At 71.4% G+C, this 13,994-nt stretch carries 14 protein-coding genes; 11 read left to right on the top strand and 3 right to left on the bottom strand.

Translation table 11 applies throughout. The features are described 5' to 3' along the window. Window positions 1-133: 133 nt before the first annotated feature. Window positions 134-916, bottom strand: a complete 783-nt coding sequence (locus tag ABZ098_RS04700; RefSeq protein ID WP_356587183.1) for an IclR family transcriptional regulator — start codon at window positions 914-916, stop codon at window positions 134-136. A gap of 115 nt (window positions 917-1,031) precedes the next feature. On the opposite strand from ABZ098_RS04700, the gene ABZ098_RS04695 reads away from it, so the two are divergent. From ABZ098_RS04695 to ABZ098_RS04685, 3 genes are all read left to right on the top strand, one after another. Beyond that, on the top strand, window positions 1,032-1,976 hold the full coding sequence (locus ABZ098_RS04695) for a 5-dehydro-4-deoxyglucarate dehydratase (protein WP_356587181.1): 945 nt from the start codon (window positions 1,032-1,034) through the stop codon (window positions 1,974-1,976). Next, window positions 1,973-3,262, top strand: coding sequence for a glucarate dehydratase family protein (locus tag ABZ098_RS04690; protein WP_356587179.1), 1,290 nt, complete (start codon window positions 1,973-1,975; stop codon window positions 3,260-3,262). Before ABZ098_RS04695 ends, ABZ098_RS04690 begins: the two co-directional genes overlap by 4 nt. A gap of 157 nt (window positions 3,263-3,419) precedes the next feature. Continuing rightward, window positions 3,420-4,532, top strand: coding sequence for a PfkB family carbohydrate kinase (locus ABZ098_RS04685; protein ID WP_356587177.1), 1,113 nt, complete (start codon window positions 3,420-3,422; stop codon window positions 4,530-4,532). Window positions 4,533-4,534: 2 nt separating this feature from the next. On the opposite strand, the gene ABZ098_RS04680 is transcribed toward ABZ098_RS04685, so the two are convergent. Beyond that, window positions 4,535-5,251, bottom strand: coding sequence for an FAD binding domain-containing protein (locus ABZ098_RS04680; protein ID WP_356587175.1), 717 nt, complete (start codon window positions 5,249-5,251; stop codon window positions 4,535-4,537). Window positions 5,252-5,503: 252 nt separating this feature from the next. On the opposite strand from ABZ098_RS04680, the gene ABZ098_RS04675 reads away from it, so the two are divergent. The 4 genes from ABZ098_RS04675 to ABZ098_RS04660 are packed head-to-tail and all read left to right on the top strand — an operon-like array spanning window position 5,504 to window position 8,733. After that, the gene (locus ABZ098_RS04675) at window positions 5,504-6,562 is read left to right on the top strand and encodes a PhoH family protein (RefSeq protein ID WP_356587173.1); all 1,059 of its coding nucleotides are present in this window, start codon (window positions 5,504-5,506) and stop codon (window positions 6,560-6,562) included. Window positions 6,563-6,575: 13 nt separating this feature from the next. Then, the gene (ybeY, locus tag ABZ098_RS04670) at window positions 6,576-7,073 is read left to right on the top strand and encodes an rRNA maturation RNase YbeY (protein ID WP_356587171.1); all 498 of its coding nucleotides are present in this window, start codon (window positions 6,576-6,578) and stop codon (window positions 7,071-7,073) included. Next, window positions 7,070-8,377, top strand: a complete 1,308-nt coding sequence (locus ABZ098_RS04665; RefSeq protein ID WP_356587169.1) for a hemolysin family protein — start codon at window positions 7,070-7,072, stop codon at window positions 8,375-8,377. The genes ybeY and ABZ098_RS04665 overlap by 4 nt, the downstream gene beginning before the upstream one ends. Next, window positions 8,374-8,733: an MmcQ/YjbR family DNA-binding protein gene (locus ABZ098_RS04660; protein ID WP_356587167.1), complete on the top strand. Its 360-nt coding sequence runs from the start codon at window positions 8,374-8,376 to the stop codon at window positions 8,731-8,733. The genes ABZ098_RS04665 and ABZ098_RS04660 overlap by 4 nt, the downstream gene beginning before the upstream one ends. Here ABZ098_RS04660 and ABZ098_RS04655 read toward each other — a convergent pair. After that, a complete protein-coding gene (locus tag ABZ098_RS04655; RefSeq protein WP_356587165.1) occupies window positions 8,695-10,128 on the bottom strand; it encodes an MFS transporter in 1,434 nt (477 codons plus the stop codon). The genes ABZ098_RS04660 and ABZ098_RS04655 overlap by 39 nt on opposite strands. A 167-nt stretch (window positions 10,129-10,295) precedes the next feature. Between ABZ098_RS04655 and ABZ098_RS04650 the strand changes: the two genes are divergently transcribed. From ABZ098_RS04650 to ABZ098_RS04635, 4 genes are all read left to right on the top strand, one after another. Continuing rightward, entirely contained in the window at window positions 10,296-11,111 is an 816-nt protein-coding gene (locus tag ABZ098_RS04650; protein ID WP_356587629.1) for a helix-turn-helix transcriptional regulator, read from the top strand. 60 nt (window positions 11,112-11,171) lie between these two features. Further along, a complete protein-coding gene (locus tag ABZ098_RS04645; RefSeq protein ID WP_356587163.1) occupies window positions 11,172-11,525 on the top strand; it encodes a cytidine deaminase in 354 nt (117 codons plus the stop codon). A gap of 517 nt (window positions 11,526-12,042) precedes the next feature. Next, a complete protein-coding gene (locus ABZ098_RS04640) occupies window positions 12,043-12,516 on the top strand; it encodes a hypothetical protein (RefSeq protein ID WP_356587161.1) in 474 nt (157 codons plus the stop codon). Between the two features lie 145 nt (window positions 12,517-12,661). Further along, window positions 12,662-13,978: a beta-xylosidase gene (locus ABZ098_RS04635; RefSeq protein WP_356587159.1), complete on the top strand. Its 1,317-nt coding sequence runs from the start codon at window positions 12,662-12,664 to the stop codon at window positions 13,976-13,978. Window positions 13,979-13,994 lie beyond the last annotated feature (16 nt).

Here is a 13,994-nt window from a genome sequence, read left to right as displayed (position 1 = left end):
CCGTCGACGGACAGGAACGCGCGAAGAATTTGTATCAAGCACGCGGTTGCGGAAACAGCCCGGGTGGCGTGATCTGGATCACGTTCCGTTTGGAGTGGGGAGTGGCGGGTAGAAGTACGCCCTTTTGGTGCGCCTAACGCCAGTGCGGGGCGCCCCCCGCGCCCGGTGCCGTCGCCTCGATCTTGCTCCTGATCTCGCGCATCACCGCGATGATCTGCTGTTCGTGGTCCGGCGTCAGACGGGCCACCGGGACCGAGCAGCTGACGGCGTCCTGGGCGGGGGAGTCGTAGCGCAGGGCGAAGCCGAAGCCGACGATGCCGAGCACGCCCTCCTCGCGGTCGACCGAGTAGCCGCGGGCGCGCACCTGCGCGAGGTCCGCCAGCAGGGCGTCGCGCGTGGTGTGGGAGTTGGGGGTCAGTGCCTCGTACGGCCCCTCGGGGAGCCTTTCGTCGGGCCACTCGGCGAGCAGCGCCTTGCCCAGTGCGCCGGCGTGCGCGGGCAGCCGGCGGCCGACCCTGCTGATGGTCCGCAGGTACTCGTGCGACTCGCGCGTCGCCAGGTAGGCCACGTCCCGGCCGTCGAGCCGCCCCATGTGGATGGTCTCGCCCAGCGCCTGGGACGCCTCGTCGAGATACGGCCGGACGACCCGCACGCGCGGGTCGGAGTCCAGGTAGCTGGTGCCGGTGAGCAGGGCGTGGATGCCGATGCCGTAGAGCGAGCCGGTGATGTCGGTGCGGACCCAGCCGCGCGAGATCAGGGTCTGGAGCAGCGCGTACATCGAACTGCGCGGCACGCCCAGGGCGTCCGCGAGCTCCTGGAGCCGTGCCGGGCGGTCGCCGCGCGCGGCCAGCAGTTCGAGGAGCTCGACCGTGCGGGCCGCCGACTTCACCTCGCGGACGCCACCTGTCTCTGACATGGGCCGATCGTAATCGGCCCACCAAACCTGATACCGACCCATTGACGAGAACAGTTCGCCTATCTAATCTCCATTCTCATACGTGGATGACATCTACATGGGGAGATGAGCGAGGGTGACCCTCGACCCGGACACAGCCCGACGACTGCGGGACGGCATGGCACGCGGCGTGCTGTCGTTCCCGCTCACGAGCTTCCACGACGACGGCACCCTCGACCCGGACGGCTTCCGCGCGCACGTGGCCGCGCAGCTGGGGCGGGAGCCGGGCGCGCTCTTCCCGGCCTGCGGCACCGGCGAGTTCTTCTCGCTGGACGAGGACGAGTACCGCCAGGTCGTCACCATCGCGGTCGAGGAGGCCGCCGGACGCGTGCCCGTCGTCGCCGGGACCGGGTACGGCTGGGCGCAGGCCGTCCGCTTCGCCCGGATCGCCGAGGAGGCCGGCGCGGACGCGCTGCTCGTCCTGCCGCACTACCTGGTCGCCGCCCCGCAGGACGGCCTGGTCGCGCAGCTGGAGCAGATCGCGGCCCGCACCCGGCTGCCGCTCATCGCCTACCAGCGCGGTCAAGTCGCCTTCGGACTCGACGCGTTCAGGCGGATCACCGAGATCCCCGGGGTCATCGGGCTCAAGGACGGGCACAGCGACCTCGACCGGCTCCAGCGCCTCACCCTCGCCGCCCCCGAGGACTTCCTGTTCTTCAACGGCGCCTCCACGGCCGAGATCCAGGCCCGCGCCTACGCCACCGTCGGCGTCCCCGCCTACTCCTCGGCCGTCCACGCCTTCGCCCCCGAGATCGCCGACGCCTTCTTCGGCGCCCTGCGCGCCGGCGACGAGGGCGAGGGCACGGTCGAGAAACTGCTGCGCGACTTCTACGTCCCGCTCGTCGAGCTCCGGGACCGCGTGCCCGGATACGCGGTGTCACTGGTGAAGGCGGCGGCACGGCTGCGGGGGCGTCCGGTCGGGCCCGTGCGCGCGCCGCTCACCGATCCGTCGGACGCCGATCTGGCGGACCTCCGCCGACTACTGACCACCGGCCTGGACCTCGTGGGAGCCGCGCTGTGAACCTCACGATCACCGACGTCCGGCTCACGCCCATCCTGGTCGCCGATCCGCCGCTGCTGAACACGCAGGGCGTGCACCAGCCGTACACGCCCCGGCTGATCGTCGAGGTCGAGACCGCGGACGGGGTCGTGGGGGTCGGGGAGACCTACGGGGACACCAAGTACCTGGAGCTGGCCCGGCCGTTCGCCGCGAAGCTGACCGGGCGGCAGGTCGGGGACCTGAACGGGCTGTTCACCGTCGCCGACCAGGTGGCGGTCGACTCCTCCCGGGTCTCGGGGCAGGTCGACGTCGGCGGGCTGCGGGGCGTCCAGACCGCCGACAAGCTGCGGCTGTCCGTCGTCTCCGGGTTCGAGGTGGCCTGTCTCGACGCGCTCGGCAAGGCGCTCGGTCTGCCGGTGCACGCGCTGCTCGGCGGCAAGGTGCGGGACGCGGTCGAGTACAGCGCGTACCTGTTCTACAAGTGGGCCTCCCATCCCGAGGGCGTCGCCGCCGAGAAGGACGACTGGGGGGCGGCCGTCGACCCCGCGGGGGTCGTGGAGCAGGCCCGGCTCTTCACGGAGCGGTACGGCTTCACGTCCTTCAAGCTCAAGGGCGGGGTCTTTCCGCCGGACGAGGAGATCGCGGCGGTCAGGGCTCTCGCCGAGGCGTTCCCCGGACATCCCCTGCGGCTCGACCCCAACGGGGCCTGGAGCGTGGCGACGTCGCTGAGGGTGGCTCGGGAGCTCGGGGACGTCCTGGAGTACCTGGAGGACCCCGCGCTGGGGACCGCGGCCATGGCGGAGGTGTCCGCCGGGACCGATGTCCCGCTCGCCACCAACATGTGCGTGACGACCTTCGCGGAGATCAAGGAGGCGTTCGCCCTGGACGCCGTCCAGGTGGTGCTCTCGGACCACCACTACTGGGGCGGGCTGCGGAACACCCAGCAACTCGCCGCGATCTGCCGGACCTTCGGGGTGGGGGTGTCCATGCACTCCAACACGCACCTGGGCATCTCGCTGGCCGCGATGACGCACGTGGCGTCCACGGTGCCGAATCTTCACCACGCGTGCGACTCGCACTATCCGTGGCAGTCGGAGGACGTGCTGACCGAGCGGCTGGTCTTCGAGGAAGGGTCCGTGCGGGTCTCCGACGCGCCCGGGCTCGGTGTCGAACTCGACCGGGAGAAGGTGGAGTTCCTGCATCGGCGGTGGCTGGATGACGACGGTGCGCTGCGGGAGCGGGACGACGCGGCGGCCATGCGGGTCGCCGAGCCGGGGTGGGTCACGCCGACTGTGCCTCGCTGGTAGGGGGATCCTTTCTCGCCCCCACCGCCCCTGCCCGTCCCGTCCTCAGGGGATGCTGCCCGGATGGGCCGACGGGTGGGCGGGTCGGGGGTGAGGGGCGGTTCGTTGTCGGTGGTGTGGTGCAGACTGGCTTGATCGGCACCACCGCAGGGAGTTCACCGTGATCGCGTCCAACGGGAAAACCGGGCAGTGTCAGGCCCAGGTCGATCCTCTGGCCGCCGTGCGCGCACCCGACGATCCGCCCTGGGACGTCTACCTCACCGGCACCGTCTTCCTCGACATCATCTTCACCGGGCTCGGCTCCGCCCCGGTGCGCGGGACCGAGTCCTGGGCACGCGGGATGGGGTCGAGCCCCGGCGGCGTGGCGAACATGGCGACCGCCCTGGCCCGGCTCGGGCTGCGTACCTCGCTGGCCGCGGCCTTCGGCGACGACCACTACGGCGAGTACTGCTGGGACGCCCTGGAACAGGGCGAGGGCATCGACCTCTCCCCCTCGCGGCGAGTCCCGGGCTGGCACTCACCGGTCACCGTGTCCATGGCGTACGAGGGCGAGCGCACCATGGTCTCCCACGGCCACGAGCCGCCCCCCGAGGAGCCCGCGCCGGACTGCCCCCCACGCGCGCGTGCGGCCGTGGCCTCGCTGGAACCGGGCAAGCGCGCCCCCTGGATCGCCCAGGCGGCCCGCGAGGGCACCTGCGTCTTCGCCGACGTCGGCTGGGACGAGACCGGCGCCTGGGACCTGGCGGGCCTCGCCGACCTGGAACACTGCGAGGCCTTCCTGCCGAACGCGGAGGAGGCGATGCGCTACACCGGCGCCTCCTGCCCCCGCGAGGCCGCCCACGCGCTCACCGAGCACGTGCCGCTCGCCGTGGTCACCCTCGGCGCGGAGGGCGCGTACGCCGTGGACCGGCGCACCGGCGAGGCCGCCGAGGTCCCGGCGATCGAGGTCGAGGCGCTCGACCCGACCGGCGCCGGGGACGTCTTCGTGGCCGGCTTCGTCACCGGCACCCTCGCGGGCTGGCCGCTCGCCGACCGGCTGGCCTTCGCCGGCCTGACCGCAGCCCTCTCCGTCCAGGAGTTCGGCGGCTCCCTGTCCGCGCCGGGCTGGTCGGAGATCGGCGCCTGGTGGCGCAAGGTCCACTCCGTCGCCTCCCAGGACCCGGCCGCGCTGCGCCGGTACGCCTTCCTCGCGGACCTGGTCCCGGAGGAGACGGCCCCGGGCTGGCCACTGCGGCGCGCGGTACCGACGATCGGCTTCGGCAGATCGACCTGACGTCAGCCGTCCGCGGCCCGCTCCAGCGTCGACAGCACCTGCTCCCGGACCACCTCGCCGGCCTCGGCGGGCAGCGCCCCGATCGCCGTGCCGCGCAGGGCGTCGAGCACGCCGTCCGCGCCCGCCTCGCAGGACACGCGCTCGCTCAGGAAGTCGTAGCCGTCGCGGACGGCGACCCGCAGGACGGGGCGCTCGCCGGCGTGCACGGCCGTGGCGACGACCAGGGGCGGTGGGCCGCCCGGGGCCCCGGCCACCTTGCGGTAGCCGCTGACCAGCGGGTCGTCCCAGTGCAGGCTCAGCAGCAGCGGCTTCTTGGCGAGCAGCTCGGAGAGGTCCGTCTCGAACGGCCCCTCCGTCGCCAGCACCCGCGCGCGGGCGCCCAGGACGAGGGCCGCGGGCAGCAGACAGCGCAGGGTGCTGCCGACGACGTTCCCACCGACCGTGGCGGTGCGGCGCACGGCCCCGGTGCCGATGCCGGCCGCGGCCCGGTGCAGCACCTCCGGCACCCGTGCGTCGATCCGGTGCAGCAGGACCGCCGCCCCGACCTCCCCGGCCCCGAGGACGTTCGCCTCCGGCACCTCGCGCAGCGAAACGGCCTGCTCGGGGAAGCCGTCGCGCTGCCAGGCGGCCCACACGAGCGTGGCACCGCCGACGGGTATCGCCCCGTCGGACAGGCACTCCTGTGCCTCGGGCAGGGAGGTGGGCAGACGCAACAGCACGGTCTTCCTGCTTTCTCCGTACGGACTCCGTGACCACCGACGCCGCCGAGGTCTTCGAACACACGTGGTAGCGAGCGCATTCTCCCCAGGGGGCGGGGGGAGCATGCAGGGCTCACCGCTGCACCCAGGGCGCCCTCGTCCTCGAAAAGCCCTACGGCGTTGTCAGTGCACCGTCGTACCCTTGAACCCGCGAGGCCGCCTCCGGAGGTGCGGCCGTGACGAGGAGGAACCGCAGGCGTTGAGCGCCGGCCCATGACTCAGACACCCACAGGTCACAGCCCCGCGCAGGGGCAGGCGAGAGCACAGTTCACCGTCCCCGCCCAGCACCCCATGGTCTCGGTCCTGGGGTCCGGCGACTCGCTGCTGCGCGTGATCGAGAAGGCCTTCCCGGCGGCCGACATCCATGTCCGGGGCAATGAGATCAGCGCGACCGGCGCGGCGGCGGACGTCGCCCTGGTCCAGCGCCTGTTCGACGAGATGATGCTGGTGCTCCGCACCGGACAGCCGATGACGGAGGACGCAGTGGAACGCTCGATCGCCATGCTGCGAGCGAGCGAGAACGGGACGAGCGACGGCCAGGAGACCCCGGCCGAGGTGCTCACACAGAACATCCTGTCCTCGCGCGGCCGCACCATCCGCCCCAAGACCCTCAACCAGAAGCGGTACGTCGACGCGATCGACAAGCACACGATCGTCTTCGGCATCGGCCCCGCCGGTACCGGCAAGACCTACCTCGCCATGGCCAAGGCGGTGCAGGCCCTCCAGGCCAAGCAGGTCAACCGCATCATCCTGACCCGCCCGGCGGTGGAGGCGGGAGAGCGGCTGGGCTTCCTGCCCGGCACCCTCTACGAGAAGATCGACCCCTACCTGCGCCCGCTGTACGACGCCCTGCACGACATGCTGGACCCGGACTCGATCCCGAAGCTGATGGCCTCCGGGGTGATCGAGGTCGCGCCGCTGGCGTACATGCGCGGCCGTACGCTCAACGACGCCTTCATCATTCTCGACGAGGCCCAGAACACCTCCCCCGAGCAGATGAAGATGTTCCTCACCCGGCTCGGCTTCGACTCGAAGATCGTGATCACCGGTGACGTGACGCAGGTCGACCTGCCCAACGGCACCAAGTCCGGGCTGCGGCAGGTGCAGGACATCCTGGAGGGTGTGGAGGACGTGCACTTCTCCCGTCTGTCGTCCCAGGACGTCGTACGGCACAAGCTGGTCGGCCGTATCGTCGACGCGTACGAGAAGTACGACACCGAGAACGGTACGGAGAACGGCACCCACAAGGGCGGCCGGAACAAGCGGAAGTAGACAAGCCAGCACCATGTCGATCGACGTCAACAACGAGTCCGGAACCGAGGTCGACGAGCAGGCGATCCTCGACATCGCCCGTTACGCCCTCGCGCGGATGCGCATCCACCCGCTCTCCGAGCTCTCGGTGATCGTCGTGGACGAGAACGCCATGGAGCAGCTGCACATCCAGTGGATGGACCTGCCGGGGCCCACCGACGTCATGTCGTTCCCCATGGACGAGCTCAGGCCGCCCAGCAAGGACGACGACGAGCCCCCGCAGGGCCTCCTCGGCGACATCGTGCTCTGCCCCGAGGTCGCCAAGAAGCAGGGCGAGGAGGCCGAGACGCAGCACTCCATGGACGAGGAGCTCCAGCTCCTCACCGTCCACGGCGTGCTGCACCTGCTCGGCTACGACCACGAGGAGCCGGACGAGAAGGCCGAGATGTTCGGCCTCCAGGCGGCCATCGTGGACGGATGGCGGCAGGAGAAGGGGCTCACCGGTCCGTCCCCCGCGCCGACCGTCTCATGAGCCTGTCCCTCGTCTCCGGGGCGATCGCCCTGGTCGTCGTCGCCTGGCTCGCCGCCTGCGCGGAGGCGGGCCTCGCGCGCGTCTCCAGCTTCCGCGCCGAGGAAGCCGTACGGAACGGCCGCCGGGGCAGCGCCAAGCTCGCGCAGATCGCCGCCGACCCGACCCGCTACCTCAACGTGGCCCTGCTGGTGCGTGTCGCCTGCGAGATGGCGGCGGCGGCCCTGGTCACCTACGCCTGTCTCCAGCAGTTCCCGGGCACCACCCGCGCCCTGCTGGTCGCGATCGGCGTCATGGTCCTGGTGTCGTACGTCGCGGTGGGCGTGTCCCCGCGGACCATCGGACGCCAGCATCCCCTCAACACGGCGACCGCGGCCGCGTACGTCCTGCTGCCGCTGGCCCGGATCATGGGCCCCATCCCGTCGTTGCTGATTCTCATCGGCAACGCGCTCACCCCCGGCAAGGGCTTCCGCCGCGGCCCGTTCGCCTCCGAGGCGGAGCTGCGCGCGCTGGTCGACCTCGCCGAGAAGGAGTCCCTGATCGAGGACGAGGAGCGCCGCATGGTGCACTCGGTCTTCGAACTGGGCGACACGCTCGTGCGGGAGGTCATGGTGCCGCGCACCGACCTCGTGGTCATCGAGCGCTACAAGACGATCCGGCAGGCGCTGACCCTCGCGCTGCGCTCGGGCTTCTCGCGCATTCCCGTGTCCGGGGAGAGCGAGGACGACATCGTCGGGATCGTGTATCTGAAGGACCTGGTCCGCAAGACGCACATCAGCCGGGACGCGGAGAGCGAGCTGGTGTCCACGGCCATGCGGCCCGCCGTCTTCGTGCCCGACACCAAGAACGCCGGCGACCTGCTGCGTGAGATGCAGCAGGACCGCAACCACGTCGCCGTGGCCATCGACGAGTACGGCGGCACCGCCGGCATCGTCACCATCGAGGACATCCTCGAGGAGATCGTCGGCGAGATCACCGACGAGTACGACCGTGAACTGCCGCCGGTGGAGGACCTCGGCGACGACCGTCACCGGGTCACCGCCCGCCTCGACATCACCGATCTCGGCGAGCTGTACGGGCTCGACGAGTACGACGACGAGGACGTGGAGACCGTCGGGGGTCTGCTGGCGAAGGCGCTGGGCCGCGTCCCCATCGCCGGGGCGTCCGCGGTCGTCGAGCTCCCGGACGGGCGCGACCTGCGTCTGACCGCGGAGGCCGCCGCCGGGCGCCGGAACAAGATCGTGACGGTTCTTGTGGAGCCGGTGAGCGTCCTCGAACCGGCCGTGGAGGAGAAGGAGTCCGAGTGACCCCCCAGGAGCTGCGCGCCCTCTGTCTGTCCTTCAACGAGACCGTGGAGGACTTCCCCTTCCGGCCGGAGGTCTCCGTCTTCAAGGTGCTCGGCAAGCTCTTCGCCCTGACCACGCTGGAGGCGCGGCCCCTGACCGTCAACCTCAAATGCGACCCGGAGGACGCGATCCGGCTGCGCGCCGACCATCCCGGGCTGATCGTGCCCGGGTACCACATGAACAAGCGCCACTGGAACACCGTGACCGTCGACGGCGAACTCCCGGACCGTCTGGTCCGGGAGCTCGTCGAGGACTCGTACGACCTGGTGGTGGCCGGTCTACCGCGCGCCGAGCGGCTCCGCCTCGACCGCCCCTGAGCGCGTCCGCAGCCCCACCGCGACCAGCACCGCCGCCGCCAGCACGATGACCGTGTCCAGGGCGAGGACCGTGTGGACGCCGGACATCAGGTCGTTGGAGGTGGTGGCGAGGACGCCCAGCAGGGGGATGCCCACGGTGATGCCGACCTGCTGGGTGGAGGTGACCAGGCCGGTGGCCAGGCCCTGTTCCGCGTCCGGGACGCCGGAGGTGACCGTGACTCCGTACGAGATGATGGCGCCCAGGTGGCACATGCTGGCCAGGGAGACGGCGGCCGTGGCGAGCCAGACCGACCAGCTCGCGGTGTCCAGGCCCAGCAGGGCGGCGGTCAGGGCGCCCTGGCCGGCGAGCGAGCCGACCAGCGTGCGGCGCGGGCCGAAGCGGCCGATGACCCTCGCGGCGTAGGTGCCGGCCACCGCCGACAGGACGCCCTGGACGCCGAAGACCAGGCCGGTCTCGAAGGCGGACAGGTGCAGGACCTCCTGGAGGTAGAGGGTCAGCGCGAAGACGACCGTCGACATCATCGAGAAGGTGACCAGACCGCCGATGTTGCCCCACGCCACCGTGCGGCGGCGCAGCATGGGCAGGGAGACGAGGGGCGCTTCGGAGCGGGACTCGACCGTGACGAACGCGGCCAGCAGCAGGACGCCCGCGATCAGCGCGGTGATGACGTCCGCGCGGGCGAAACCGTGGTCGGCGGCGGTCGACAGGGCGTAGATCAGGGAGAGCAGACCGCCGGTGACCGTGATCGCGCCGGGCACGTCCAGGCGCGGGCGGTCCGGGGTGCGGGACTCCGGGAGCAGGGCGGGGGCCAGCGGGAGCACGATCAGGGCGAACAGGGAGAGCAGGCCCATCGTGGAGCGCCAGCCGAGGGTGTCGGTGAGGGTGCCGCCGGCCACCATGCCGACGGTGAAGCCGAGCGAGAGCAGGGTGCCGGAGATGCCCAGGGCGCGGTCGCGGGCGGGGCCCTCCGGGAAGGTCGTGGTCAGCAGGGACATGCCGGTCGGCACGATGGCCGCCGCGCCGAGTCCTTGGAGGGCGCGTCCGGCGAGGAAGGACGCCGGGTCCCAGGCGAAGGTCGCGAGCACTGAGGCGGCGCCGAAGAGGGCCAGGCCGGTGAGGAACAGCTTGCGGCGGCCGTACAGGTCGCCGACGCGGCCGAACAGGAGCAGGAAGCCGCCGGAGGGGAGCGCGAACGCGGTGACCGCCCACTGGAGGGCGGACGGGCTCATGCCGAGGTCGGCGCCGAGGACGGGCAGGGCGACGTTCAGGACGGAGAAGTCCAGCGCGACCATGAACTGGGCGGCGCACAGGACGAACAGGACGAGCTTGTCGCGCGTCGACAACCGGGGGGTGTCGAGCGCGTCGGGGACGGGGCTTGTGGTGTCGATCGCCATGGGCAAGAGCCTGCGGGCACCGGAATAGCCGTGGGGAGCGGCAAGTTGTGCTGGTGGTGGCACCACCAGGCAGGGGGTTGCTCCGCCATGGCCGAGACGAGGGGGATGCGTTCGTGCCCGAGGTCGTACCCAAGAGTGAACGGCACCGTGAGCTGCGGGAGTTCCTGATGAGCCGGCGGGCCCGGGTCTCGCCCGCCGAGGCGGGGCTGCCGGACGGCGGGGCGCGGCGGCGGACACCGGGTCTGCGGCGCGAGGAGGTCGCGGTGCTCGCGGGTGTGGGGGCCTCCTGGTACCAGTGGCTGGAGCAGGGGCGGGACATCTCCGTGTCCCCGCAGGTTCTCGACTCCGTCGGGCGGGTGTTGCGGCTCAGCAACGCGGAGCGGCGGCATCTGTACGTCCTCGCCGGGCTGAACCCGCCCGCGCCGGAACCGGCCGCCGACCACGGCTGCGAGGGACTGCGGCGGCTGATCGACGCGTGGATGCCGTATCCGGCGCACATCATGGACGCGTACTACAACTGTGTGCTGTACAACGACGCCGCGGGCTGGGTGCTCGGCATGCGGCCGGAGAACACCCAGAACTGTCTCGTCGACTTCTTCACCGACCCGCTGTACCGGTCGCGATCGCACAGTTGGGAACAGAACGCGCGCTCGGTCGTCGCGCAGTTCCGGGCGGCCTCCTCCCCGCGCCCCGAGGACGAGGGCTTCCAGGAGGTGCTGGCCCGGCTCAGGGAGTTGAGCCCGGAGTTCACCGAGCTGTGGGAGCGGCGGGACATCGAGGACGCCGGGGTGATCCGTAAGGAACTCGACCATCCGCTGGTCGGCCTCCTGTGCGTGGAGTCCACGGCGATGAAGGTACCGGCCCGCCCCGATCTGACGGTCGTCCTGCACACCCCCCTGGACGAGGCGGGCACCGCCGCGAAGCTGGAGTGGCTGGCGTCGCCGGAGGGGCGGCGAGGGGCGATGTACCCGGTGGCGGGGTGAGGCGGGGGTCGGGTGTACCCGTGGCGTCCTTGTCGTGGGCCCGGTTCGTATGCTCCTGTCATGACCGACAACAGTGCGCTTGACCCCGAGGACCGCAAGATCGTGACCCTGGCCCGTTCGGCTCGGGCCCGTAACGGGGTGGCCGAGGGGGCGGCCGTACGGGATGACACCGGGCGGACTTATGTGGCCGGGACCGTCGAGCTGGCGTCTCTCAAGCTGAGCGCGTTGCAGACGGCGGTGGCCATGGCGGTGGCGTCCGGGGCGAAGTCCCTGGAGGCGGCGGCCGTGGTGACGGACGCGGAATCGGCCTCCGAGGAGGATCTGGCGGCCGTACGGGACCTGGGCGGGCCGCGGACTCCGGTGCTGGTGGCGGGGGTCGACGGCACCGTGCGGAGCACCGTGACCGCAGGTTGACACTCACTGGTCACGGCACCGTGTGAGGGACCACGGCTGCCGACTGCCGCTCCGGGGCGCGGTGCTGTGTGGTGGGTGGTGTCCGTCGGCTGTCGCCGGGGTGCGGTGCTGTGTGGTGGATGGTGTCCGTCGGCGCCACCGGGTTGCGGCGCCGTGTGGTGGGTGGTGTCTGTCGGCTGTCCCCGGGGCGTGGTGCCGTGTGAAGGATCGTGTCCGTCGGCTGCCACTCCGGGGCGCGCCGCCGTGTGGTGGATCGTGCCCCTCGGCTGCCACCGGGCGCGGCATCGTGTGCAGGCCCCTCACCCCCGGCCGATACCTCTGGTAACACTTGGCCGGAATTCCGGCTTGCCCATCCTCGTCCCACGCGTATCAATGGAACCGGAGATTCCGACGGACCGTCAGATTCCAGCTCGCGCGGCGTCCCGCACCACGCCCCGTGAAGCCGACCGGCCGTCGGGCCACACCCCCCGTCCATCCCCACATGGCAGCCCCCACCACGGGAAGGGAACCGGATTCCATGAAAGGCAAGCGCATAGGCACCGGTGCGGCACTGGCGGTCGGCACCCTCGCGGCCGCCGGGCTCGCGTTCGCGCCCGCCGCCCTGGCCGTCACCCCGGACACGGCGACCATCGACGCGGACTGCGGCCTCTACGGCAGCGGTGAGGCCACTCTCACCGCCACCCAGGACGGCACCGCCGCCGCCGTCACCGTCACCTCGGCGATCAACGCCCCGCTCGCACTCTCCGAGGACTCGATCACCTCGACCCTCACCTTCGTGAACGCGAACGGCGGCACCACCACCTTCACCGGCACGGAGAACCCCGCCATCGCGGCCGGCGACCCCGTCACCGTCGGTCCGCTCAGCGGCACCGTCAACTCCGGCGACAGCCTGGAGTCGTACGGCGGTTCGCTCCAGATCGTCGTCTTCGGGATCACCGTCACCTGCACGGCGACCGGCCCGCAGGCGCCCGGGCCGTTCGTCTTCGACTGAACCGCACCGGACAACTCCCTCCGCCGCCGCGAAAACTGACGTCATGTCAGATTTCTGCGGCGGCTCCATTGACTTCTCACGCGATCCACACATCAATGCCCCCTGTCGGCACAGGACTTCAGGAGCTTCCGGAGGGGGCACATCCATGGGTTCGACGACTCGAAGACGCCGTCTGGCGTCCTTTCTCGGGGCGACCGCGCTCGCGGTCACCGCGGGCGGCGCACTGGCCTGTCCGGCCGGTGCCGCCACCGACGTGGACTTCGCCACGCACTGCATCCCGCCCGCGGTCGCGGGCATCCCGCCGATCGACGGCACCACCACGGCCAGGATCGCCGTGGACAACACCAGCCCCAAGGTGGGCGACACCGTCACCGTGACCTACACGGTGGTCAAGCCCGCCGCCAGCAACCCGACGGCCATCGCGCTGCCGGCCGACATCATGACGCCCACCGGGAAGGTCACCCTCGGCGGCGCCCAGACCGGTGCCGTCACGGTCGCCGGACCCAAGAAGAACGACCCGGTGCCGGGCAACGGCGCCTTCCCGTCGTTCTCCATGACCGGCACCTTCAAGGTCACCGCACCCGGCGCGATCACCCTCTCGCCCGGCGACTACAACATCCACACCAGCTACATCCTCGAACTGGACACGCCCTGCACGGTGATCACCCCGCCCGCCCCGGTCTCCGAGACGGTCACCGCGACGGACGCGAACCCGGTCAACCAGCGGGACATCTCGCTGGGTTCGGCCTCCGGGAAGCCCGGCGACAGCGTCACCGTCACCGGCAGCAAGTTCACCCCGGGCGCGACGGTCACCCTGGCCGGGCGGGCCGGCGCCGCCCAGACCGCGGACACCGCCAACGTCACCGCCGACTCCTCGGGCGCCTTCAGCGGCTCGCTCGTCGTCAACGACAAGACGACGACCGGTGTCGTGGCGTACGAGGGCAGCGCGTGGAGCGAGACCAAGGGGACGGGGCCGAAGGCGTACGTCGTCATCGACGACACGCCCGTACCCGCGGGCAGCCAGAAGGTGTCCACCACGGTGAAGGCCGGCACGCTGTCCATGTCCCAGGCCGGGGACACCGTCAGCCTCTCGGCGGTGGACTACGGCAAGGGCGGGGCCTCGACCGGCAACCTGAACAAGGTGACGGTCAAGGACTTCCGCGGCGGACCCGCCGGCTGGTCCCTCACCGGCAAGGTCACCGACTTCACCGGACCCGGCGCCAAGATCGACGCCGGCGCGCTGAGCTGGAGCCCCGCCTGCGCCACCAAGGCGGGCAGCCCGAGCACCTGTCAGGCCGGTTCCGCCGGCACGGTCGGATCCTCGGGAGCGACCCTCGCCTCCACCCCCAACTCGGCGCTCACCGGCGGTGAGTTCACCGTGGACGCCGGGCTCTCCCTGAACGTACCGGCGTTCACACCGGTGGGCACGTACTCCGGCGTACTCACCCTCACGCTCAGCTGACCGTACGGGCGCCCGC

The organism is Streptomyces sp. NPDC006335, assembly GCF_040612795.1.
GTDB lineage: Bacteria > Actinomycetota > Actinomycetes > Streptomycetales > Streptomycetaceae > Streptomyces.
This window is presented reverse-complemented; position numbering and strand designations above follow the sequence as displayed.

What these genes read in the sequence shown, in the direction of transcription:
- ABZ098_RS04700 (WP_356587183.1), bottom strand. Translation starts at nt 916, where the DNA reads ATGTCAGAGACAGGTGGCGTCCGCGAGGTGAAGTCGGCGGCCCGCACG.
- ABZ098_RS04640 (WP_356587161.1), top strand. Translation starts at nt 12,043, where the DNA reads ATGAAAGGCAAGCGCATAGGCACCGGTGCGGCACTGGCGGTCGGCACC.
- ABZ098_RS04675 (WP_356587173.1), top strand. Translation starts at nt 5,504, where the DNA reads ATGACTCAGACACCCACAGGTCACAGCCCCGCGCAGGGGCAGGCGAGA.
- ABZ098_RS04645 (WP_356587163.1), top strand. Translation starts at nt 11,172, where the DNA reads ATGACCGACAACAGTGCGCTTGACCCCGAGGACCGCAAGATCGTGACC.
- ABZ098_RS04665 (WP_356587169.1), top strand. Translation starts at nt 7,070, where the DNA reads ATGAGCCTGTCCCTCGTCTCCGGGGCGATCGCCCTGGTCGTCGTCGCC.
- ABZ098_RS04635 (WP_356587159.1), top strand. Translation starts at nt 12,662, where the DNA reads ATGGGTTCGACGACTCGAAGACGCCGTCTGGCGTCCTTTCTCGGGGCG.
- ybeY (WP_356587171.1), top strand. Translation starts at nt 6,576, where the DNA reads ATGTCGATCGACGTCAACAACGAGTCCGGAACCGAGGTCGACGAGCAG.
- ABZ098_RS04650 (WP_356587629.1), top strand. Translation starts at nt 10,296, where the DNA reads ATGAGCCGGCGGGCCCGGGTCTCGCCCGCCGAGGCGGGGCTGCCGGAC.
- ABZ098_RS04655 (WP_356587165.1), bottom strand. Translation starts at nt 10,128, where the DNA reads ATGGCGATCGACACCACAAGCCCCGTCCCCGACGCGCTCGACACCCCC.